The 21684-nt window shown below is 59.3% G+C and carries 20 protein-coding genes; 11 read left to right on the top strand and 9 right to left on the bottom strand.

Features of this window, described 5'->3' with window-relative positions; translation table 11 throughout:
• Positions 1 to 6: 6 nt before the first annotated feature.
• Together DMP17_RS01525 and DMP17_RS01520 are read right to left on the bottom strand one after the other, a co-directional pair.
• Positions 7 to 930 (bottom strand): alpha/beta fold hydrolase, encoded by a 924-nt coding sequence (locus DMP17_RS01525; RefSeq protein ID WP_337827319.1) that lies wholly within the window; start codon positions 928 to 930, stop codon positions 7 to 9.
• Positions 931 to 1235: 305 nt separating this feature from the next.
• Positions 1236 to 1574 carry a BolA family protein gene (locus DMP17_RS01520; RefSeq protein WP_337827318.1) on the bottom strand — a complete coding sequence of 113 codons (339 nt, stop codon included), beginning with the start codon at positions 1572 to 1574 and terminating at the stop codon, positions 1236 to 1238.
• 86 nt (positions 1575 to 1660) lie between these two features.
• Between DMP17_RS01520 and DMP17_RS01515 the strand changes: the two genes are divergently transcribed.
• Positions 1661 to 2260, top strand: a complete 600-nt coding sequence (locus tag DMP17_RS01515; RefSeq protein ID WP_337827317.1) for a J domain-containing protein — start codon at positions 1661 to 1663, stop codon at positions 2258 to 2260.
• Positions 2260 to 3264 (top strand): cobaltochelatase subunit CobS, encoded by a 1005-nt coding sequence (gene cobS / locus DMP17_RS01510; protein WP_337827316.1) that lies wholly within the window; start codon positions 2260 to 2262, stop codon positions 3262 to 3264. The genes DMP17_RS01515 and cobS overlap by 1 nt, the downstream gene beginning before the upstream one ends.
• 356 nt (positions 3265 to 3620) lie before the next feature.
• Here the strand turns inward: cobS and DMP17_RS01505 are convergent, their stop codons facing one another.
• Together DMP17_RS01505 and DMP17_RS01500 are read right to left on the bottom strand one after the other, a co-directional pair.
• The gene (locus DMP17_RS01505; protein ID WP_337827315.1) at positions 3621 to 4562 is read right to left on the bottom strand and encodes a DUF808 domain-containing protein; all 942 of its coding nucleotides are present in this window, start codon (positions 4560 to 4562) and stop codon (positions 3621 to 3623) included.
• 80 nt (positions 4563 to 4642) lie between these two features.
• The gene (locus DMP17_RS01500) at positions 4643 to 5284 is read right to left on the bottom strand and encodes a hypothetical protein (protein WP_337827314.1); all 642 of its coding nucleotides are present in this window, start codon (positions 5282 to 5284) and stop codon (positions 4643 to 4645) included.
• Positions 5285 to 5340: 56 nt separating this feature from the next.
• Here DMP17_RS01500 and cobT point away from each other — a divergent pair, with 56 nt between their 5' ends.
• A complete protein-coding gene (cobT, locus tag DMP17_RS01495; protein WP_337827313.1) occupies positions 5341 to 7251 on the top strand; it encodes a cobaltochelatase subunit CobT in 1911 nt (636 codons plus the stop codon).
• Here cobT and DMP17_RS01490 read toward each other — a convergent pair.
• Positions 7248 to 7934, bottom strand: coding sequence for a TetR/AcrR family transcriptional regulator (locus DMP17_RS01490; RefSeq protein ID WP_337827312.1), 687 nt, complete (start codon positions 7932 to 7934; stop codon positions 7248 to 7250). The two genes, cobT and DMP17_RS01490, sit on opposite strands and share 4 nt — an antisense overlap.
• A 91-nt stretch (positions 7935 to 8025) precedes the next feature.
• On the opposite strand from DMP17_RS01490, the gene DMP17_RS01485 reads away from it, so the two are divergent.
• Entirely contained in the window at positions 8026 to 9462 is a 1437-nt protein-coding gene (locus tag DMP17_RS01485) for an 8'-apo-carotenoid 13,14-cleaving dioxygenase (RefSeq protein WP_337827311.1), read from the top strand.
• A gap of 443 nt (positions 9463 to 9905) precedes the next feature.
• Here the strand turns inward: DMP17_RS01485 and DMP17_RS01480 are convergent, their stop codons facing one another.
• Positions 9906 to 12545 (bottom strand): TonB-dependent receptor plug domain-containing protein, encoded by a 2640-nt coding sequence (locus DMP17_RS01480; protein WP_337827310.1) that lies wholly within the window; start codon positions 12543 to 12545, stop codon positions 9906 to 9908.
• A 351-nt stretch (positions 12546 to 12896) separates the two neighbouring features.
• On the opposite strand from DMP17_RS01480, the gene DMP17_RS01475 reads away from it, so the two are divergent.
• Positions 12897 to 14273 (top strand): class II 3-deoxy-7-phosphoheptulonate synthase, encoded by a 1377-nt coding sequence (locus DMP17_RS01475; RefSeq protein ID WP_337827309.1) that lies wholly within the window; start codon positions 12897 to 12899, stop codon positions 14271 to 14273.
• 13 nt (positions 14274 to 14286) lie between these two features.
• On the top strand, positions 14287 to 15231 hold the full coding sequence (locus tag DMP17_RS01470) for a cation diffusion facilitator family transporter (protein WP_337827308.1): 945 nt from the start codon (positions 14287 to 14289) through the stop codon (positions 15229 to 15231).
• A gap of 232 nt (positions 15232 to 15463) precedes the next feature.
• Here the strand turns inward: DMP17_RS01470 and DMP17_RS01465 are convergent, their stop codons facing one another.
• Entirely contained in the window at positions 15464 to 15871 is a 408-nt protein-coding gene (locus DMP17_RS01465) for an EVE domain-containing protein (RefSeq protein WP_337827307.1), read from the bottom strand.
• Between DMP17_RS01465 and DMP17_RS01460 the strand changes: the two genes are divergently transcribed.
• A complete protein-coding gene (locus tag DMP17_RS01460; RefSeq protein ID WP_337827306.1) occupies positions 15863 to 16918 on the top strand; it encodes an isopenicillin N synthase family dioxygenase in 1056 nt (351 codons plus the stop codon). The two genes, DMP17_RS01465 and DMP17_RS01460, sit on opposite strands and share 9 nt — an antisense overlap.
• A gap of 130 nt (positions 16919 to 17048) precedes the next feature.
• Here the strand turns inward: DMP17_RS01460 and DMP17_RS01455 are convergent, their stop codons facing one another.
• Positions 17049 to 17810 (bottom strand): SDR family oxidoreductase, encoded by a 762-nt coding sequence (locus DMP17_RS01455; protein ID WP_337827305.1) that lies wholly within the window; start codon positions 17808 to 17810, stop codon positions 17049 to 17051.
• Entirely contained in the window at positions 17807 to 18178 is a 372-nt protein-coding gene (locus DMP17_RS01450) for a dihydroneopterin aldolase (RefSeq protein WP_337827304.1), read from the bottom strand. The genes DMP17_RS01455 and DMP17_RS01450 overlap by 4 nt, the downstream gene beginning before the upstream one ends.
• 102 nt (positions 18179 to 18280) lie before the next feature.
• Here DMP17_RS01450 and DMP17_RS01445 point away from each other — a divergent pair, with 102 nt between their 5' ends.
• From DMP17_RS01445 to DMP17_RS01430, 4 genes are all read left to right on the top strand, one after another.
• On the top strand, positions 18281 to 18817 hold the full coding sequence (locus DMP17_RS01445; RefSeq protein ID WP_337827303.1) for a GNAT family N-acetyltransferase: 537 nt from the start codon (positions 18281 to 18283) through the stop codon (positions 18815 to 18817).
• A gap of 180 nt (positions 18818 to 18997) precedes the next feature.
• Positions 18998 to 19600: a DUF1285 domain-containing protein gene (locus DMP17_RS01440; protein ID WP_337827302.1), complete on the top strand. Its 603-nt coding sequence runs from the start codon at positions 18998 to 19000 to the stop codon at positions 19598 to 19600.
• Positions 19597 to 20229 carry a CoA pyrophosphatase gene (locus DMP17_RS01435; protein WP_337827301.1) on the top strand — a complete coding sequence of 211 codons (633 nt, stop codon included), beginning with the start codon at positions 19597 to 19599 and terminating at the stop codon, positions 20227 to 20229. The genes DMP17_RS01440 and DMP17_RS01435 overlap by 4 nt, the downstream gene beginning before the upstream one ends.
• Entirely contained in the window at positions 20226 to 21434 is a 1209-nt protein-coding gene (locus DMP17_RS01430) for a CCA tRNA nucleotidyltransferase (protein WP_337827300.1), read from the top strand. Before DMP17_RS01435 ends, DMP17_RS01430 begins: the two co-directional genes overlap by 4 nt.
• Positions 21435 to 21684 lie beyond the last annotated feature (250 nt).

Below are 21684 nucleotides of genomic sequence, written 5' to 3'. Positions count from 1 at the left end.
CCCATCTCAATGCGTCGATAACCATTCGTCCATTACGGCGTTGACCGCATCGGGCTTTTCCCACGGCACGAAATGGCCCGCGCCCGGAATTTTGACCACTTTCAGATCCGGCACCATATCGCCCAACCCGTCGAGGTTACACGGCGGCAAAGCGACATCATCCAGCGCCCAGATCACTAGGGTCGGCATTGCGGTGGGCGGGAACGGGCCATCGACTGATGCAGGGCGCTCCGGCGTTTCATCCATTGCGGGCACAATCACGTTGGACGCGCGATACCAGTTCAGCATCGCAAAAGCCGCGCCCGGCTCGTTCCAGTCACGGAAATAAATTTGCCGGTCCTGATCGGTGAGCGCGGAGCTTCCTTCTGCCCCGCCAAATTCCTTCATCAATATGCCCGCAATGCCGGTGTCGCGGATGAGGTCATCATTGGCGCTATCGCGAAAGCCGCGAATATATTGGCTCGCCGCGCGCTGCTCCGGATTGTCGAACAGCAATTTCTGGAAAATATAAGGATGCGGTGCATTGGCGATGATGAGCCGCGCGACTTTGCCGCGATAGGTGGCAGGGCCGGTGGGTCCGCTCATCAGGGCGATCAGCCATGCGAGCGCGCCGCCCCAATCGTGACCAACCAGCGTGAAGCGTTCGATGCCCAAAGCTTCGGCGAGCGCGAAAATATCCTGCGCCAGCTTGTCGGCCGTATAATTTTCGACACCTTCGGGCTTGGATGATTTGGCATAGCCGCGCTGGTCGGGGACAATCACCCGGTAGCGGTCGGAAAAATGCGGGATCTGGTTGCGCCAGGTCCAATGTGATTCCGGAAAGCCGTGGAGGAAAAGCATCGCGGGCGCATCGCGCGGCCCTTCATCGACATAATCCAGTTCAATCCCGCTGGGCAGTGTGATCCGGTCCAGTGCAAAAGGTTGGCGCATGATAATTCTCTCCCCATTTTATTGAATGACCGGCTGATAGTGCGCGAAACAATATCCTGACAAGGAAATATTGGCGACAATATGCCAACACCCATATAAAGTAACCGATTAGCGGCAATCGCCTGCTTAGGAATACGCACCTATCATCCGGATCTATTAACCGCAGATTATTTTCAAATATTGATTTAAGTATTTGTTTTTATTGTTTAGATAAGATGGTTATATATGTCGTATGACAGAATATTCCATTTTATTGATCGTTTTTTGACGACACTTTCATATGCGCCACCATCAGCCGAAATGCCTTACTCCCCCGGCGCAACAGCCTTGATGGCGAGCGCGTGAATCCGCTCTGCCATTAAATCGCCAAGTGCCTGATTGACCAGCCTTTGCCGCGCAACGCGGTTGAGGCCGGAAAATTTTGCACTTGTCACCGCGACCGAAAAATGGCTTTCGCCCGTGCCGTCATATCCAGCATGACCGCGATGCTTTTCGCTGTCATTGGTGACGACGAGCTGGTCGGGCGATAGCGCCGCGATCAACCGCTTTTCCATTTCCTGTTGCACTGGACCTTTGCTCATATAATCCCCATTTAACACAATCACGCCATCCCTCTGAAACGGGATCCACCCCCTGATCTCCATTTTCAAACGCAAGGTCCGGAGATGGATCCCCGCTTTCGCGGGGATGACGATTATTACAATCCGACTATGCCCATATAGACAAAGCTGTGACAGACAAAACACGACATTCAAGATTTCATGGCCGGGTCGGCGACGGCACGCGCGCTTGCGCGGTCGAAGGCTGCCCCGAACCCGGAGAGTTTCGCGCACCGCCGCTTTATGGCCTGCCCGAAGATGGTTCGCCCCCTGCGTGGCGCTGGCTGTGCCTCGACCATGTCCGCGCGTTTAATGCGGGCTTCAACTATTTTTCCGGCATGACCAGCGAGGAGATTTATGCCGCGCAAACCCCTTATGCGGGGTGGCAGCGCGAAACCCGCGCCTTTGCCTCGAACGGCACCGATCCGGGGCCGCGCTGGGCCGATTTTGCCGATCCGCTCGACGCCATCGGCGCACGTTATGCCGCCCATCGCAAAGCGCCCCCTGCCCGCAATGGCCATATGTTGAGCGATGCGGATAGAAAAGCGCTCAAAGCCTTGGGGCTCGCCCCCGACGCCGACCGCCGCGCCATCCGCAAACGCTATACCGAGCTTGTCCATAAATATCATCCTGACCGTAACGGCGGCGACCGCACCCACGAAAAGGCGTTGCAACGCACCGTTTCCGCCTATACGCAGCTTCGAAACTCACCTTTTTTCCGAGAGTCCTGATGTCCGATCTGCCCAACGTCCAGCTTGCCAGCATGGAAACGACCATCCTCGAAGCCCCTGACAAGATGGTCAAGGTGCGCGAGATGTTCGGGATTGATTCGGACATGGAAGTCCCCGCTTTCAGCGAAGCCGACGAGCGGGTGCCCGACCTTGACCCCGCTTATGTGTTTGATCCCGACACGACTTTTGCGATCCTTGCAGGCTTTTCGTTCAATCGCCGCGTGATGATCCAGGGCTATCATGGCACCGGCAAATCGACCCATATCGAACAGGTCGCCGCGCGCCTTAAATGGCCGTGCGTACGGATCAACCTCGACAGCCATATCAGCCGCGTCGATCTGGTCGGCCGCGATGCGATTGTGTTGAAGGACGGCAAGCAAGTCACCGAGTTTCGTGAAGGCTTGCTCCCTTGGGCGCTGCAAACCCCGACCGCTTTGGTGTTCGACGAATATGATGCGGGGCGGCCCGATGTGATGTTCGTTATCCAGCGCGTGCTCGAAACCGACGGCAAGCTGACCCTGCTCGACCAGAACCGCGTAATCCGCCCCAACCCCTATTTCCGGCTGTTTGCGACGTCGAACACAATTGGTTTGGGCGATACCAGCGGGCTGTATCATGGCACGCAGCAGATCAACCAGGGCCAGATGGACCGTTGGAACATCGTCGTCACGTTGAACTATCTGCCTGCCGAAACCGAAGCCAATATCGTGCTGGCGAAATCCGGCGAATATGATGCGCCGGGCGCGCGCGCGCTGGTCGACAAGATGGTCAAGGTCGCGGACTTGACGCGCCAAGGCTTTATCAACGGCGACATTTCGACCGTGATGAGCCCGCGCACCGTGATTAGCTGGGCACAGAATAGCGAGATTTTCAAAAATGTCGGCTTTGCCTTCCGCCTCTCCTTCCTCAACAAATGCGACGAGGCCGAGCGGATGATTGTCGCTGAATATTATCAGCGCGTGTTCGGCGAAGATTTGCCCGAAAGCATTATCGGCAAGGCCTGAGTCGGCGCTGACTTCGACAGATGGTCGCAATCCGGAACCCGGAGCGGGGGCCGGACAAGAAACCACTATATGTAGTGGTGGGAGACTGTGTCGGCAAAAATCGCCGGTTTCTGCCGGAAACACCCCCTTAACTTCGCAAAGTTCGGGCAAATCCCGCTTTTTCAAACCATACCATATATAGTGGCTCGCGATATAGTGGTTCTCGCTGCGCCCTCTATCGCCTGCCTGCATCGTTCGCATGAACAACCGTCCCCGTCCTTTCCGGCCCGATGCCGAAAACAGACAAGCCTGCGCTACCCGCTATTGTGTAGGCAAGAATGTTCGCGGGAGACGCAAAAAACTGACGGGCGCGCCTGTCAGGCCGCCTTTTTCTTGGGCAGCATATGGAGCGCCGCGACGATGATACCGCCGATAATCACCCCGAATATGCCGGAGCCGATCGCGTGGACGACCCATTCGATAAAGCCTTGCGCAACGCCGATCCCGGCGGCGACGCTATGCGACAGGCTGTCGAGCCATTCGGGCAGCTTGGTGATGTGGAATTCGTGCATCCCGTGAAGGATGATGCCGCCGCCGACCCAGATCATTGCGGCCACACCGATAATCGACAAGGCTTTCAACACTTTGGGCATCGCTTTTACAAGGAAATGGCCAAAGCCTTTTGCGCCGCGTCCTTCTTTTTGCGCCATATGGAGGCCGATATCGTCCATCTTAACGATAAGCCCGACCGCGCCATATACAACAGCCGTAATCGCGAGCGCGACCACGATGAGCGCGCCTGCCTGCATCCAGATATTCTGGTCGGCGACTTCATTCAGCGCAATCGCCATAATTTCGGCGGACAGGATGAGGTCGGTGCGGATTGCGCCCGCGACCATCTTGGCCTCATGGTCCGCCGCGCTCAACTGTTCGGCTTCCTCCTCCAGCGAGGCATTGTCATGGTGGAAGAAATGTTCGTAAAGCTTTTCCGCGCCTTCAAAGCAGAGATAGGCCCCGCCAACCATCAGGATCGGCGTAATCGCCCAAGGCAGAAACGCGCTTAACAGCAAGGCCGCGGGCAGGATGAATAATAATTTATTCTTGGCCGAGCCCTTGGCGATTTTCCAGATGATCGGCAGTTCGCGCTGCGGCGTAAAGCCCGTCACATAGCGTGGCGTCACCGCTGCGTCGTCGATAACCACACCCGCCGCCTTGGCGCTCGCTTTGCCAGCGGCTGCGCCTATATCATCGACCGACGCAGCGGCTAATTTGGCAATGGTTGCAACATCATCGAGAAGGGCAGCTAGACCGGAGGGCATAAAGGGTTGGGCTCCTTGAGCGTCAAAAAAGAGTTAAGTTTGCGTGTAATGGCTCGCTCACAATTGTCGAGAGCGAATGACTATTCGGTCTTTGCGGCGGTGGACGCTCCATCTTGTAGCCCGCAATTTTCGGCGAAATATTGTTTGACCTCATCGGTGCCGGTCAGGCCGGATGTGGATGATCCGCTTTTGCCGTCAATCGTCTTGATCGAAAAGGTTATGGATTTGCCGTTCAGCACCGCATCGCGGAACGCTTCGGCCTGTTCGGGCAGGATATTGAAGCTGGAGCGCGAAAATTGCGTTGCGTCGAATTTTTTATCGTCCACCTCGACATTCATCGTGCCGCGATTGGCGGGGGCGCTGTCATAGGCGACCTCGAAAGGCAGGTCGATGCTGGCCTGCCAGCGTGCATTTTTCTCCCCGCCCCAGCTTGCAGGACAGCGGAGTGTGAGGCGCGATTTTTCGAACTTCATGTCATTATCGTTGGACGCATCGGCCATGACGAGCAAAGCGGAGCCTTGGAAACTTTCCTCCTTGCCCGCCTCTTTGGGGGACAGCGACCAGCGTTCTCCGGCGATTTCCTGCTTCACGCGCACGACGCTTTCATCGTCCGTCGCGCCTTGTTGAGGCGCCCCGTCGTCCGGCTTCTTACACGCAGACAGCGCCAATGCGGCCCCCGTCAGCGCCATCAGGATAAGCTTAGAGAAGCGGCGTTCGGGCATGATCTATTCCTTATGACTGCGTCGGGAGGCACCATGACTATGCAAATTATCGCACCATGTTCAATGCGGTTGCGGTGCGCTGCGCCTTTTCGCGCGCATCAAGGCTTGGCAAAGCGGCTGCGCGCTGGCATCGGGGGAAGGTTATGACATCGCGCTCGCCTCTCGACGATTTCAAGACTGCCCTCACCTCGGCGGCAAGAGCGGTTGCGCGCGAGCCGGAAGTCGAAATTGCGTTTACCGCCGATGCGCCGGGCGCGTCCAATAAACATTTCCGCGTGCCGATGCCGGGGCGGGTTTTGCCCAAGGATCAGGTTGCCGAAGCGCGCGGCTTTTCCGACAGTATGGCGCTCAAATTGCGGCATCATGATACGAGCCTCCACGCCGCGCACCGCCCGTCCGATCCGGTCGCGGGCGCGGTGTTTGACGCGATCGAAAATGCCCGCGTCGAAGCTTTGGGCGCGCGCAGCATGGACGGGGTCGCGCGCAACCTTGATGCCGCGATGGTCATGCGGATGCGCTCCGACCCCATCGCGCGCGCACAACATGCCGAAGAAGTGCCGTTGCAATCCGCGTTAGAATTGCTCGCGCGGCAAAGGCTGACGGGGGCGGAGCCGCCCGAAAGCGCGGTCAAAGGTCTCGATCTGGTGCGCGACTGGATCGAGGATAAGGCAGGCGGCGATCTGGATGCGCTCGCACTGGCGCTCGACGATCAGGCCGCGTTTCAAGGACTGGTCGGCAAATTGCTCGCCGACCTGGACCTCACCCAAGGCGAAGTCGCGCCGGAAGAGGAAATGGAGCCGGACGAGGCCGAAGAAGAGCAGGACGCCGAACAGGACCAAGACCAAAGCGACGAGAGCGAACAGTCGGGCGACAGCCAACAGACCGATGCGCGCGCCGATATGGAAGGCGATGACGCCGATGATGGCGACAGCGACCCTTCCGCCGAAGAGGCTGATGGCGAAGCGGACGCGGACTCGCAGGATTTTGACGATGACGGGATGATGCCGGTCCGGCCCAACCGCCCTTATGGCGACATCCCCAATTTCGACTATAAAATCTGGACCGAAAAATATGACGAGGTGGTCGAGGCAACCGACCTGTGCGACGAGGAAGAATTAACCCGATTGCGCGGGTTTTTGGACCTCCAGATGGCGAATTTGCAAGGGGCGGTGACCAAGCTTGCCAACCGGCTCCAGCGCCGCTTGATGGCACAGCAAAACCGCGCATGGGATTTCGATCAGGAAGAAGGCTTGCTCGACCCCGCCCGGCTTGCGCGCGTGGTCATCAACCCGGCGCATAATCTCAGCTATAAGATCGAGCGCGACACCGATTTCCGCGATACGGTGGTGACGATCCTTATCGACAATAGCGGTTCGATGCGCGGGCGACCCATCGGCATTGCCGCGATTTCCGCCGACATATTGGCGCGCACATTGGAACGCTGCGGGGTCAAAACCGAGATTTTGGGCTTTACCACGCGCACCTGGAAGGGCGGGAACAGCCGTGAAGATTGGCTTGCCGCAGGCCGCACGCCCAATCCGGGCCGTTTGAATGACCTACGCCACATCATCTATAAAAAAGCCGATGAGCCCTACCGCCGCGCGCGCCGTTCGCTCGGCCTGATGATGCGTGAAGGGTTACTCAAGGAAAATATCGACGGCGAAGCCTTGCTGTGGGCGCATAACCGCATCGTCCACCGCCCCGAAGACCGCCGCATCCTCATGGTGATTTCGGACGGCGCACCGGTCGATGACAGCACCCAATCAGTCAATAATGGCAATTATCTGAACCAGCATTTGCGCGAGGTGATTGGCTGGATCGAGAAAAAATCGCCGGTCGAACTGATCGCCATCGGCATCGGCCATGATGTGACGCGCTGGTATGCGCGCGCGGTGACAATCATGGATGCAGAACAGCTTGGCGGCACAATGATCGAACAATTGGCCTCGCTGTTCGACACGGCCTAACCGGTTTTTGCAGGCGGCTTGCGGGCCTTGCCGCCGTCAAGGCTGTTGGCCAGCAACAACCAGTCCGCACAGCCGCTTGGAATGACTTTTTCGATCAGCGCATCAATATCGGTGAGCCGTACCTGCCCGTCGAGTATCAGCATGGCAAGCCCATGCACTAGCGCCCAAGCGCGCATCGCCGCGACCAGTCGCACCTCCTCGCTCGCTTCCGGGCCCAACAGCACCGCGATATTCTGAATGAGCAGCCCCGCCGCGCTGTCATCGGGCGGGGTTTCAAACGGGTGGGTCTGGTTCACCGCGCAAGAGAAAATCATGCGGAACAAGGACGGCTTGGCAATCGCAAAGCGCACATAAGCGCGGCCCGATGCGGCGAAAGCGGCTTGCGGTTCAAGCCCTTCCATCGCGTCGGCCTGTGCTTCGGCGAGCATTTCAAAGCCGCGCGAGGCGATCGCCCCCATCAGCGCATCCTTGTCCGGAAAATGGCGGTAAAGCGCGGTCGCGCTCACCCCGACCTTGCGCGCAATTTCCCGCAAGGACAATTGTTCGACGCTCGAATGTTCAAGCTGGCGCAACCCTTCTTCGAGCGCCGCCGCGCGCAAATCGCCATGATGATAGCTTGATTTGGCAGCGCGGGGGCGGCGCTTTACCACTTCAATGTTGACACTGTTATCATTATCAATCATCACGGCACCTTAAAACAGGTTTACGCCCTTGCTGCCCTCGCATGGCAGTTGGCGGGAATCGGTCCATATTGCGGAAAAAAGGAAGACTATCATGTCCCTTACCGAACGCGAGCGCAACATCCGAAGCCGTGTGGGCAAGACTTTGGCGGCCATAGGGCGGGTTGCGAGCGCGCTGCGTCCGATGCCCGACGGCCCGCATCCCTATCTGGAAGGTCTCCACAAAGGCATGGAGGAGGAGGTGACTTTAGAGGCGCTATCCGTCACCGGAACCATCCCGCCGACGCTCGCCGGACGCTATTTGCGCATCGGTCCCAATCCGGTGCGCCCGCCCAATCCCAAAAATTATCATTGGTTTACCGGCGACGGCATGGCGCATGGCATCCGCATCAAGGATGGCAAGGCTTTATGGTATCGCAACCGCTGGGTGCGCTCGACCGCTGTGTCGCAGGCTTTGGGCGAGGCGCCCCTCCCCGGTCGGCGCGGTCCGAACGAGGTGGTCAACACCAATATTCTGCGCTTGGGCGACCGGATATGGGCGCTATCCGAAGCGGGCAGCGTGCCGGTGGAAATGAGCGATACACTCGAAACCATCGCGCATAATCCGTTTGGCGGCGGGCTGGAAAATGCCTTTTCCGCCCATCCGCATATCGACCCGCACACCGGTGAGGCGCACGCCATATGCTATCGCGGCGGGATTATGGACCGGGTGTGGCATGTCGTGCTGGACCGGAACGCGCAAGTCCTGCGCGAAGAAGCCATCAAGGTCGCGCATGGCCCGTCCATCCATGATTGCCAGATTACGCCGCATCATGTGCTGGTATTCGATCTTCCGATAACCTTTTCGCTAAAAGCGATGCTGGGCGGCCGGAATTTCCCCTATCGCTGGAACGCGCAACACAAGCCGCGCGTCGGGCTTTTGGGGCGGGATGCGCCGGGGCAGAGTATCATCTGGTATGATGTGGAGCCTTGCTATATTTTCCACACCGGCAATGCGTTTGAAGACGAACAAGGGCGCACTCAGGTCGATGTCGTGGTCCATGACCATCTGTTCGACCGCATCACCAACGGCCCCCATGAATCGAAAACCAGCCTTGAACGCTGGACCTTCGACGCGGCCAGCCGCAGCATCCTGCGCACGGTGCTGGACGCCCAAGGACAGGAATTTCCGCGCTATGACGAGCGGCGCACGGGCACGCCCTATCGTTATCTCTACACCGTCGCGATGGATAATGACCAAGCGGGTCTCATCAATGATACGCGGCTGATCAAGCAGGATCTGGTGGCGGGCAGCAAGCAAGTGATCGACTTCGGCCCCGCGCGCCATCCCGGCGAATTTGTGTTTGTGCCCGCGCACGCACAGGCAGCAGAGGATGAAGGCTGGCTGATCGGGCTGGTGGTGGATGCGAACAAGGCGCCCACCGACCTCATGATCCTCGACGCGCAAAATTTCGAAAGCCCGCCCCAAGCCATCATCCACCTCCCCCACCACATCCCGCCGGGCTTCCACGGCAATTGGGTGGAGGATTGAAGGCGTATCGGGTTTGTGTGGGTTTTAGAGGATTCACGCGGAGGCGCGGAGCTTTTTTGAAAGAGGTTCATGCAGATGGCGCAGAGGGTATAGAGGGCGCAGAATGTGCCGATGGGATATATGATGCAGGCCGCGTGATGATATTAAGGCTGGAAAATAATGTCTGGGATTAAGGTCCAGTAATATGGGCCTAAAGTCAGGACCGGAAACTATAATCTCCGTTCGTGCTGAGTAGGGTTCGCAGAACCCGTATCGAAGCACCGGTTTCAACCAAGCTCTTCGATACGGCTCTTACGAGCCTACTCAGAGCGAACGGAATGGGGGCTCCCGTGACAATGGCGGGCGTGACAGATAGCCTTCCTTGGCCCGTCACCGCCCCCCACATAAAAAACCGGGTGACGGCGCTTGCTTCCGTCACCCGGTTGGCTTTTTAAGAACGCGGATCAGAACATTTTGCGGAAGCTGATTTCCACATAGCGCCCGCGCGGGTCGAGATAGCCGGGCTGGTAGGTCAACGGCACATCGCCTTCGCGGTTTTTGACCGTCTGGATCGCGTTGGTCACATTATTGACTGACAGGCGCAGGCGGCTGCCTTTGAGGAACGGCACCGCTTCGACCAATTTGGGCTGCTGGTCGAAATTCATAAAGGCCGACAGGTTGAAGGTCAGCAATTCGCCAAAGCGCAACTGGTCGTTGATGCTATCGCCTTCCGCCGTGGTCGCGCTTTGATATTTGGCGTTACCGCGAAGGCCGAAACCTTTGTAGAACCAGCCCGCATCAAGGTCGAGTTGGTGGCGCGCGGTGCCGCCGCTGCTGCCGGTGGCGCTGCCGTCGAGCAAGTCAAGCTTGGGCAGGCCCGGCCCCATATCAATCGTATCGGTCAGGCGGATGGTATGGAACAAGGACAGGTTCCAGCGCCCACCCGATCCGCCGCCCATGCCGCCGCGTCCGCCGCCACCGCGCGGACCGCCGCCGCCCCGGCCTCCGGCATTGGCCCCGGGCGGAGGTCCGCCTTCGCCGCCGCTACGCATACCGCCTTGGCCGCGCCCCCCCCGCCCTTCCCCACGTCCTTCCCCGCGCCCGCGCTGTTGCTGGCCAAAGGATTTGAAGAAGGTGAAGCCATAGCGGATATTGCTATTATCGCGGCTGTCATAATTGAGCGGGCGATTGTCGATTTCGATAAGATTGCCGTCCGCATCGCGGATAATCCGGTCGGGGAAAGCCGCTTCCACCTCCGGCGTCAACAAAGGCAGCGAACCGATGGGATTATCCATATGGTTGTTATAATAGTTGGCGCTAAACCGCAGATTATCGACCCACGGCAGATTATAATTGAGCGCCAGCTTCCATTCGCGCTTCTTTTGCGAAAGCAGGTCCGGATTACCGCCGCTGATCGAATTGACCAGCACGGTCTGGCCGGTCTGGAAGTCATAGACAGCGCGGTTGGGGTTATTCACAACCGGCGAACCAAGCTGCGACATGGAAGGCGCCCCTTCATCAATCGCGATCGAAGCGGACAGGTTCAAGCGGCCGGACGGCGACCAGTTCAGCCCCGTGCCCCAACTGGTCAGCCCGCCAAAATCGGACACATGATTATAGCCCGCATTGGCGTTCAAGGAGAGGCGGCCAAGGAAGGGCAGCACATGGCTGTCCGCGTCGGCAATCGGCACTTCGATGCTCGCCAACACATTGCCTTCCTGACGCTTCAAATCGGTGCTGCTGAAGGTGCCGCGTCGGTTGCTCCAGCCTTCATAATCGCGTGCGACAAAGCCGGTGGTGAGGCTCGCGCGGACGCGGCCTGCGGGCAGGTCGAACAGCGGGCCGTTGAACACGGCGGTCGCGTCGGTCGATACATCTTGGCCCCGGGACTCATCCTGATCGGCGTCAACCGTGGCACAGCGACGCAGGCCATCCGCGCCTTCTTCCAACACACATTGGTCGACAAGGCTGGTCGTGTTGGTGCGGTCATGATTGGCCGAAAAATTCCAGCGCCAGCGACCAATATCGCCGTTAAAGCCGGTGCCGGCATGGAAAGTGCGGCTGCGGTTTTCGGTGTCGATGCGGCCATCGCACAGCAAAGCCGACGGGTTGGCACAGGACATGCTATCGTCCGCCCAATAGCCGGTCGGGCCGTTCGCGCCCTTGCTGTTGGACAGCTCGTAAGACAGGTTGAGCGAACCCGAAATATCGTCGGTCAGATAGCGTTGCAGCGTGCCTTCAAGCTTGGCTTCCAGCGTTTTGGACCGCAGCGTGTTGAAATCGGCGGGCGTGGTGCCGGGCGGCAAGGCCTGTGTCGGGTCGATGCGGTAGGCAATATCGCGGTCGCTTTCCCACAAGGGCGTCGCGCGCTTCACTTCGCCGGTGATGTTGGTGCGGCCATTGCTTTCGATGCGCAGCAGGCTCGCTTCCAGCTCCTGTGCGGAAAAGCCGCCTGCGGTCGGCTGGCCATATTCGGCCTCGACCGTCACCGCGCGGAAATTCTTTTTGAGGATGAAGTTCACCACGCGCTGGTCGGGCTTATAGCCTTGCGATACCGCGACTTCTTCGGGGTAAACTTCCATTTTGTCGATGGCTTCGGGCGGGATATTGCGGATTTCGCGGAAGCTCGACACGCGGCGGCCATTGACCAGCACCACCGGACGGCCCGACCCGCGCCCCGATTGGGTGAGCGAGGCGGTGGCATCGAGCAATTCGTCAATCGAAGACGCGCCATAGCCTTGGATGGTTTCGGCATCCAGCACCTGTTCGGCAGGCGTATCGGTGATAAGCGAGCCCGCCGATGTGCGCCCGACCACGACAATCGCATCGCCGTCACCGCTATCCGCTACGTCATCACCCGCGGGGGCGTCAGGGTCATTTTCATCCTGCACTGCACCATCAACGGTGATGTCGCCGCTTTCCTGTGTATCGCCATCCTGCGTATCGCTTTCCGGCGCTTCGGCTTGCGGAGCGGCGGGCGGAGGTGTCGGTACAGGGGCCGGCGCGGGGGCGCTCTGGGCGGGGACAGCAGGCGCTACAGGCGCAGCGTTCTGCGCGCTTTGTGCCAACGCTGGCGTTGCGCCCAACAGCGCGACCAAAGCCACGCCGCACCCAAGATGCGCAAATTTCGGTTTGGAAACATGTAAGGTCAAAGCCTGATCTTTCTACTTGCCTGTTTCAATTTCAAGCTGTCGAACTAGCTATAAAATGTATCAAAATTGTCCCCAACAGGGCGGATAATTGTATCAACGCAAAATTTCACGGACGCGCATTAACATTACCGGATAGCGCAACTATCGTGCGAAAAAGCAGTTCCATGCACGCTATCGCTTGCGCGCGCGGCGTTTCGGTTCCAAGGCGTCCTCCTCATAAAATGGGCCCTTATGTTGCATTGCGGCATAAACCTAGCCCATATATGATGAACATGGATTGACAGAAGTAAGGAGTGACACAAGGTGGCGGCGAACTGGACCCCGACGAGCTGGAGAGAGCATGAAGGCCGGCAGATGCCGACCTATCGCGATCCGGCTGCGCTCGAAGCGGCGGAAAATGAATTGCAGAACTACCCGCCGCTGGTGTTTGCAGGGGAAGCGCGCAACCTTACCACCGACCTTGCCCAAGTGGTCGAGGGCAAAGGCTTCCTCCTCCAGGGTGGCGATTGCGCCGAAAGCTTTGCCGAATTTCACCCGAACAATATCCGCGACACATTCCGCGTGATTTTGCAAATGGCGGTGGTGCTGACCTATGCGTCCAAGCTTCCCGTCGTCAAAGTCGGGCGCATGGCGGGCCAATTTGCCAAGCCCCGTTCGGCGGATTTTGAAGAGGTGGGCGGCGTGTCGCTCCCCAGCTATCGCGGCGACATTATCAACGATATTGCGTTTGAGGAGAAAGGCCGCGAGCCGGACCCGCAGCGCATGGTGCGCGCGTACAGCCAAGCGGCGGCAACGCTCAACCTGCTGCGCGCTTTTTCCAATGGCGGTTATGCGAACCTCCACCAGGTCCATGCCTGGACCCATGACTTTATGGGCCGCAGCCCTTGGGCGAAAAAATATAGCGAAATGGCCGACCGGATCGGGGAAGCCTTGTCCTTCATGGAAGCGTGCGGGATTAATCCTGAAACCGTGCCGCAGATCAAGGCGACGACCTTCTATACAAGCCATGAAGCCTTGCTGCTCCCTTATGAGCAGGCGCTCACCCGTCAGGACAGCCTCACCGGCGACTGGTATGATACATCCGCGCATATGTTGTGGATTGGCGACCGCACCCGCTTTGAAGGGTCGGCGCATATCGAATATCTGCGCGGCATCGGCAATCCGATTGGCATGAAATGCGGCCCCACCCTTGAGCCGGACGAGTTGCTGCGTATCCTTGATACGCTGAACCCGTCGCGCACCGCAGGGCGGATGACGCTCATCACCCGCTATGGCCATGACAAGATTGAAGCGGGACTCCCCAAGCTTGTCCGCGCGGTCAAGGCCGAAGGGCATCCGGTGGTGTGGTCGTGCGACCCGATGCACGGCAATGTCATCAAGGCGGCGAGCGGCTATAAGACGCGGCCGTTTGAACGCATCCTTGCCGAAGTGCGCGGCTTCTTCGCCGTGCATCGCGCCGAAGGCACGTTTGCGGGCGGCATCCATGCCGAAATGACCGGACAGAATGTGACGGAATGCACCGGCGGCGCGATTGCGATCACCGATGAAGGCCTGTCCGACCGTTACCACACCCATTGCGACCCGCGTTTGAACGCGGCGCAAAGTCTGGAACTCGCTTTCCTGCTGGCTGAAATGCTCAATCAGGAAATGGCCGACCGCGGCAAGCGCGAAGCGGCCTGAGGCTGGCATTAATATGCACTCGTCAAAGCTGACCGTTTATGCAGCCTTGGCGGGAAATCTGGCTGTCGCTTGCACCAAGCTTGCGGCGGCCATCATTACCGGCAGCTCGGCGATGTTCAGCGAAGCGGTCCATTCGCTCGTCGATACCGGTAACGAGGCGCTATTATTGTTCGGATACCGGCAGGCCGAGCGACGCCCCAATCTGGCCCATCCGTTCGGCTATGGCCGCGAGCTTTATTTCTGGAGCTTCATCGTCGCGCTGGCTTTGTTCGGCCTCGGCGCGGGCGTGTCGCTCTATCAGGGCATCCACCACATCATCAATCCCGAACCCGTGCGGCAGGTGATGGTGAGCTATGTCGTCCTTGGCTTGTCCTTCCTGTTTGAAGGCGCGTCCTGGTGGGTCGCATGGCGCGGTTTTGAAAAAGCGCGCGGGACCACGCCCTTCTGGCAAGCCTTCCGTCAGAGCAAAGACCCGCCCGCCTTCATGGTATTGTTCGAAGATAGCGCCGCGCTTATCGGCATTTTGCTCGCCGCCGCCGGGATTTTCGCCGCCGATACATTCGATATGCCGGTGTTTGATGGCATCGCGTCGGTGATGATCGGGCTGGTGCTGGCGATTACCGCAGGGCTGCTCGCGGTCGAAAGCAAAAGCCTGCTCATTGGCGAACGCGCGCCGCCGGACCTCGTCGCAGCCGTCCAGCGCATTGCAGAAGCAACGCCCGGCGTCATCCGCGCCAACAGCGCCCTCACCGCCCAGCTTTCCCCAAACCAGTCCACCGTCGGCCTCAACATCGAATTTGACGATGATTTAACCACCCCGCAAATCGAGGCGATTGTCGAGGACATCGAAAATAAAGTCCGCGCCGCGCATCCGGAGGTGGTTGCGCTGTTTGTAAAACCGCAGACCCATGAGCGGTTTGAACAGGTGGTGAAGCACCGGTTCGGGGAAGCGGGTTAGCGCCACCTGCCTCAACTTCGCGCGACACGAACGGAGGTGGGTTAGCCCGACCTTTAACATCCCCTCCCGTTTACGGGAGGGGCAACAGAGCCTTAATGAGCGAAGCGAATTTAGGCGGAGTCGGGGAGGGTTTGGTTTACGCTCCGCTATTTGGTTTACGCTACGCTAGATGACAGGCCCTCCCCCGACCCCTCCCGCAAGCGGGAGGGGAGTTTTTTAGCGCCCCCTCCTCTCACTCCCCTGCCATATCCAGTATCGCGGCCCATTCGGCATCGCTCACCGGCACCACCGACAGCCTACCCTGCCTTAGCATCACAAAATCCTTGAGCCGTTCATCGGCTTTCATTTGTTGCAAGGTCACGGGCTGTTTCAGTTTGCGCTTGGGCTTGACCTTCACCGTCCACCATTTGCCGTCCTCGGCAGTGGGGTCGCGGAACGGGTCGCTCGAAACTTCCATGATACCGACCGCTTCCAAGCCCTGTCGGCTATGATAGAATAACACCTCGTCACCCGGCTGCATTTCGGACAGGTTTTTGGACGCGCTATGGTTGCGCACGCCTTCCCACATATCTTCGCCCTTGGCGACCAGATGGTCCCAGCCATAACAATCCGGTTCGCTTTTCATCAGCCAGTGCCGCATCGCCTGTTTCCTTTCGTCTTTGATCTTTATCATTTACCCTACCCCCATTGTTGGCAAGGGGCTAATGCTGGCCGCATGGACAGAGTCGTTACAAGACGGCCCGCTCGACAGGATATGATGATGAACGCAGTTGCTTTGATTTCGATGGCGCAGGATGAAGCCGCATTTGCCAAGGCTTTCGGGGAAAGTTTTGAACGCTACGGCTTTGCGATGGTCAAGGACCATGATCTTGACGCCGATCTGGTCGCCCGCGCCTGGACCGCCGCGCAGGAATTTTTTGCGCAAGGCACCGACGCCAAGATGCGTTATGATGCGCGCGATATTGGCGGCGCGCGCGGCTATACGCCTTATGGCACCGAAATTGCCAAGGATGCCAAATATGTCGACCAGAAGGAATTCTGGCACGTCGGCCGCGATTTGCCGGACGACCATCCGTTAAAGCCGTCGACGCCCGGCAATATCTGGCCCGATTATCCGGAAGATTTCCGCGCGGTGTTTGAAACGCTTTATGCGCAATTTGACCGGACCGGCGCGAAATTGTTGCGCGCCATTGCCATTTATCTTGGCCTTGATCCGGAATTTTTCGAACGCTCTTCGCGCGAAGGCAATAGCGTGCTGCGCCTCCTCCATTATCCGCCGGTCGATGAAAATGCGCCGGGCATCCGCGCCGAAGCGCATGGCGACATCAACCTCATCACCATGCTCTTGGGGGCCGAAGAAGCGGGCCTCGAAATTATCGACAAGAGCGGCGAATGGCTCCCCGTGTCGCCGCCGCCGGGCGGGCTTGCGGTCAATGTCGGCGATATGCTGGAGCGGCTCACCAATAACCGCCTGCCCTCGACCATCCACCGTGTGCGCAATCCGGATGAAGGCCGCAAAGGCCATGCGCGCTATTCAATGCCCTTCTTCATGCATCTCCCCAGCGATTTCCCGATTGAAACGCTGGAAAGCTGTGTGGATGCGGAGCATCCTAACCTCTATCCCGAACCCTTGCTTGCGGATGATTTCCTGCAACAAAGATTGCGGGAAATCGGGTTGAAGAAATAGGGGTTTTGCCTTTTCTTCCCATTTTACCCCACGTCATGCCCGACTTGATCGGGCATCCATCTCCGGATCTGTAAATTTATAGTGCAGGAGATGGATTCCCGCTTTCGCGGGAATGACGAAGGGTAAATAATCACCGTTCCATAAACAAAAAGTCGCGGCGGAACGCGGTCAAATGCGCGCCGCCATCGACGAAAATTGTTTGCCCGCTGGTCGCCTTAGCCCCCGCCAGATAGGCCACCGCATCGGCAATTTGCTCCGGCGTCGGCAGTAGGCCCAAAGGCATATCGCCCGCCAGCCGCTCCATCTGTCCTGCCGTAAAATCATCCGTCGGCAAGGTCATGCCGGGGGCCACCGCATTGACCCGCGCCTTGGGGCCGAACGCGACCGCAAGCGTGCGTGTCGCCTGCCACAAGGCCTGTTTGGACAGCGTGTAAGCGGTCTGGTCGGCAGGCGGATTCAGCACGCGCTGGTCGAGGATATGGACGATGGCCGGAACTTGGCCGTCTCCAGCCGCTTCCACCACGGCCTTGGCGAGCATCACCGGCGCGGCGCAATTGACCTGATAATGGAGCGCGAGGCTCTCCGCCGTCAGCGTCTCCCACCCGCCTTGCCCGAACAGTGACGCATTATTGACCAGCACATCCGGCGCGCGGCCAAAATGCGCAGCGACGTCCGGCACCAAGGCCGCCACATCCGCCGCATCAGCCAGATCGGCGGTAAAAATTTGAGCCGCAACGCCGGTTTCGGCCAAAGCCTGCGCTAACGCCGCATCGGGCTCGCCGTCATTGCGCCCATGCAGCGCCAACATATAGCTTTCCCGCGCCAGACGGGCGGCAATCGCGGCACCGACCCGATGCAAGCCCCCCGTCACCAGCGCGACTTTACCGCTCATTGGCGCACTCTTTTCATGGTGATGCCGATCGACTCGCCCGCTTCGGCAATGGCCAGTTTGACAATCTTGACCTCGACCGACAGCACCTTGTCATCCTGAAGCAATATCGTCCCGATAATATGGTCGGCGACCGCTTCGATCAGCGTGAAATGCACATCTTTGGGGATGGCATCGGTCGCGGCATGTTTAAGGTGCATATAATTTTTCGACGCGCTGAGCGGAGTCGCGGGATCATAATGGTCCGCCATTTTCATTTCGGCGCGGATCGAGATGCGCAACGGCTGCGGCAAGTGGGTTTCTTCCGAATAAATGCCGGTCAGCACGTCCACTTCAACATCGCTGACTTCCAGAAACAGACTGTCTTGCATCCTAGACCCCAAAAAACTCGACAAAACGCCGCAGCGCCCATAATGCGCGGCCCTTAACCCAAGCGACCCCAAAGGCCAACCATAAAGGATTTCCCTGCAGCGATGAAGCCAGAGCCCGTAAAGCCAGAGGCCGTCACCATGGTTCCGCTCAGCCGGATTGCGCCGCACGCGGTCGAAACGCTGCTCGATGCGGCGTTCGGGACGGACCGGCACGGGCGCACAGCTTATAAATTGCGGGCCGGAACCAGTGCGATTGCGGAGTTGAGCTTTGCGATGGTCAGCGAGAACGGGACGTTGCTTGGTACCATCCAATGCTGGCCGTGCGGCCTGTTTGACGGGGAAGGCACGCTGGTGCAGCCGCTTATACTGGTCGGCCCGGTTGCGGTTGCCCCCGATGTGCAGAGCAAGGGGCTGGGCAAAGCGCTGATGGACGCAACGCTTGCAGCCGCCAAAACGCAGGCCGACGGCCCGCTGATGATGATCGGCGACCCCGATTATTATCACCGCTTTTTCGGGTTCAGCGCCAAGGAAACCGGCGCGTGGGTGGTGCCGGGTCCTGTCGAACGCCACCGCTTGCTGGCCAAGGCCGTGCGCGGTGAGACGATTGCGCGGGAGGGCGCGTTGGGGCCTAGAAAATAAAAAAACACTTCGTCATTGCGAGCGTAGCGAAGCAATCCAGAGCAGCACTGCGCCAACACTGGATTGCTTCGTCGCTTCGCTCCTCGCAATGACGGAAGAGGGGTTCGTCCGGGGAGCAGGCATAAAACTCTCCCTCCGCCCCTTCCCTTATTGCCCACGCCTGCCTATCGTCGCGCGCTTATGGCCGAACCGATCCAGCCCCCGCCGCCTGATCTTGCAACCGCATCGCTTGCCGACATTGCGCAGGCGGTGGCGGATAAGCGTTTGCCGCCGGTGGAGAAATGGAACCCCGAACGCTGCGGCGATAGCGATATGCGGATCGCGCGCGACGGGACGTGGTTTTATCAAGGGTCTCCGATTGGCCGTGCGGCGATGGTGCGGCTGTTTTCGACTGTGCTGCGGCGCGAAGGCGATGGCGGTTATGTGCTGGTCACGCCGGTGGAAAAGCTCGACATCTTGGTCGAGGATGCCCCGTTTGTTGCGGTCGAATTGAAGAGCGAGGGCGAAGGGCCTGCGCGCCGCCTTGCCTTCCGGCTCAACACCGATGAGGTGGTGGTGGCTGGTGCCGATCATCCGCTGCGCTTTTCCGAAGGCGCGGCCCCGGAAAATACAGATGGCCCGCGTCCTTATCTCCATGTGCGCGGGGAAATCGGCAAGGGCTTGGAGGCGCTCATCGCGCGCCCGCTTTATTATGAACTGGCAGAAATGGCGCTCAATGATGGCGACGAGCCGTTGTCAGTATGGAGCGATGGCGCACGTTTTCCCTTGGTTCCGGCGGCATGACCGCACCGCTTGTCGACCGCTTGGCCGCCTTGCTGGCCGGCCCTGCTCCGTCCGACATGCGCGATGCCGATGAAGGCGTGACGCCCGATCTGTTCGACCATGACCCGCGCGAAGCCGCCGTGCTGGTCGCGTTCGTGGATCGCCCGCGTCCCACGGTGCTGCTCACCCGCCGCACCGAGCATTTGACCAACCATGCAGGCCAAGTCGCCTTCCCCGGCGGGCGCGTCGATCCCGATGATGCCGATATTTACGCCGCCGCTTTACGCGAAGCGGATGAAGAAATCGGCCTGCCGCGCCATATTGCGACGCTGGTTGGCACCAGCACGCCTTATCTCACCGGTACCGGATTTCATGTCGTGCCGGTCGTAGGCGTGATCCCGCCCGACCTTCCACTGGTGCCGCAGGAAGCCGAGGTTGCGACCATATTCGAAGTGCCTGCCGACATATTGTTCGACCCCGCCAATCACAGCCGCAAGACGATTGAATGGAAGGGCCGGATGCGCAGCTTTTACGAAATTGCGGGGAGCGAGGAATATATTTGGGGCGCGACCGCGGGCATGATTGTGTCTTTGGGGGCAAAATTGGGGCTTGCCGATAATCCTTCCTTGTTGAACAGCAAAGCTGCATGAAACTTCCCGCCTCTTCCGCCTTTGACGCCGCCTCTTTCCGCACGCTTGCCGAAGCGTTGGGCGCGAGTGAAGGCCGGTTGCGCATCGTCGGCGGGGCGGTGCGCGATACGTTGATGGGGATAAGAAGCGAGGATGTCGATCTCGCAACACCGCTCCTCCCCCAAGAGGTCACGCGCCGCGCCGAAGCTTTGGGCGCAAAGGTCATCCCGACCGGCATCGCGCACGGCACCGTCACCATCGTCTATCGCGACCATATCTATGAAGTCACGACCTTGCGCCGCGATGTATCAACCGACGGCAGGCGCGCGACCGTCGCCTTTTCGGACGATTGGAAGGAAGATGCGAGCCGCCGCGACTTCACTATCAACGCGCTTTATGCCGACCCGCTGACCGGCGAGATTTTCGATTATTTTGGCGGGTTGGCCGATCTGGAAGCGCGGCGGGTGCGGTTTATCGGCGAACCGCAGCAGCGCATTGCCGAGGATTATTTACGCATCCTGCGCTATTTCCGCTTCCATGCGCGCTTTGGCGAAGGGCCGCTTGATACGGCGGCGTATGAAGCCGTGGCCCGCGATGCCGACCGGATGATGGGCCTGTCGCGCGAACGGGTGGCGGACGAGTTGTTAAAACTGCTCGCGCTCCCCGATCCGGTGCCGACCTTGGCCTTGATGGATGAAGGCCGCATCTGGCGCGCAGTTCTCCCCGAAGCCGATAGCGCGAGCGTCGCGCGGGTCGCCAAGCTGGTCGCGAATGAACAGGCGATGGGTATCGAGGCCGATGCGGTGCGGCGCCTAGTGGCGTTCCTGCCGGAGCAAGCGGACGTTGCGCGCGGCATTGCGTCCAAGCTTAAATTATCGAACATCATCCGCAAGCGTATCGTCAAGGTGCGCGGGGCTGGGGTCGATATTCTCACCCTCTCGCCACGTGCAGCCGCCCATGCGCTCGGCATCGAAGGCGCGCGCGATTTATGGCTGATCGACGGCGAAGGCGCGAGGCTTAGGCAGGCGATGGCGGATTTGACCGACTGGACGGTGCCAAGGCTTCCCATAGGCGGCGGAGCCATCGTCGCACGCGGCATCGCCAAAGGGCCTGACGTTGCGCGGTTGCTGCAACGGGTCGAAGCGCAATGGGTCGCAGAAGGCTTTCCCGACGCGGCGCGGGTGGAGGCGATTGCGGACGATGTGGTGGCTGGGGAGCGGGAGTAGGAACGCCTTACAATTAAACCTTCGTCATTCCCGCGAAAGCGGGAAACGAAGTTCATCGAAGATAATCCATCTGCTGACATAATCGTTTAAGCTGACACCTACGGCCGATTTAACCTATCGGTCCCGAGATGGATCCCCGGCCAAGCCGGGGATGACGAAGGTTTGAATTTCGGTCTTGGCGATTGCCGATGATGTGGTGTCGAGAGAACGCGGGTAAGGCCTTCAGTATAATAGGCTCGTCATGCCCGAC

It is taken from the genome of Pseudonocardia sp. TMWB2A (genome assembly GCF_017312135.1).
The sequence above is the reverse complement of the archived record's forward strand: the minus strand, read 5'-3'. Positions and strand labels throughout refer to the sequence as shown.

What these genes read in the sequence shown, in the direction of transcription:
- DMP17_RS01525 (WP_337827319.1), bottom strand. Translation starts at nt 930, where the DNA reads ATGCGCCAACCTTTTGCACTGGACCGGATCACACTGCCCAGCGGGATT.
- DMP17_RS01520 (WP_337827318.1), bottom strand. Translation starts at nt 1,574, where the DNA reads ATGGAGATCAGGGGGTGGATCCCGTTTCAGAGGGATGGCGTGATTGTG.
- cobS (WP_337827316.1), top strand. Translation starts at nt 2,260, where the DNA reads ATGTCCGATCTGCCCAACGTCCAGCTTGCCAGCATGGAAACGACCATC.
- DMP17_RS01505 (WP_337827315.1), bottom strand. Translation starts at nt 4,562, where the DNA reads ATGCCCTCCGGTCTAGCTGCCCTTCTCGATGATGTTGCAACCATTGCC.
- DMP17_RS01500 (WP_337827314.1), bottom strand. Translation starts at nt 5,284, where the DNA reads ATGCCCGAACGCCGCTTCTCTAAGCTTATCCTGATGGCGCTGACGGGG.
- cobT (WP_337827313.1), top strand. Translation starts at nt 5,341, where the DNA reads ATGTTCAATGCGGTTGCGGTGCGCTGCGCCTTTTCGCGCGCATCAAGG.
- DMP17_RS01490 (WP_337827312.1), bottom strand. Translation starts at nt 7,934, where the DNA reads ATGATTGATAATGATAACAGTGTCAACATTGAAGTGGTAAAGCGCCGC.
- DMP17_RS01485 (WP_337827311.1), top strand. Translation starts at nt 8,026, where the DNA reads ATGTCCCTTACCGAACGCGAGCGCAACATCCGAAGCCGTGTGGGCAAG.
- DMP17_RS01470 (WP_337827308.1), top strand. Translation starts at nt 14,287, where the DNA reads ATGCACTCGTCAAAGCTGACCGTTTATGCAGCCTTGGCGGGAAATCTG.
- DMP17_RS01465 (WP_337827307.1), bottom strand. Translation starts at nt 15,871, where the DNA reads ATGCGGCACTGGCTGATGAAAAGCGAACCGGATTGTTATGGCTGGGAC.
- DMP17_RS01455 (WP_337827305.1), bottom strand. Translation starts at nt 17,810, where the DNA reads ATGAGCGGTAAAGTCGCGCTGGTGACGGGGGGCTTGCATCGGGTCGGT.
- DMP17_RS01450 (WP_337827304.1), bottom strand. Translation starts at nt 18,178, where the DNA reads ATGCAAGACAGTCTGTTTCTGGAAGTCAGCGATGTTGAAGTGGACGTG.
- DMP17_RS01445 (WP_337827303.1), top strand. Translation starts at nt 18,281, where the DNA reads ATGAAGCCAGAGCCCGTAAAGCCAGAGGCCGTCACCATGGTTCCGCTC.
- DMP17_RS01440 (WP_337827302.1), top strand. Translation starts at nt 18,998, where the DNA reads ATGGCCGAACCGATCCAGCCCCCGCCGCCTGATCTTGCAACCGCATCG.
- DMP17_RS01435 (WP_337827301.1), top strand. Translation starts at nt 19,597, where the DNA reads ATGACCGCACCGCTTGTCGACCGCTTGGCCGCCTTGCTGGCCGGCCCT.
- DMP17_RS01430 (WP_337827300.1), top strand. Translation starts at nt 20,226, where the DNA reads ATGAAACTTCCCGCCTCTTCCGCCTTTGACGCCGCCTCTTTCCGCACG.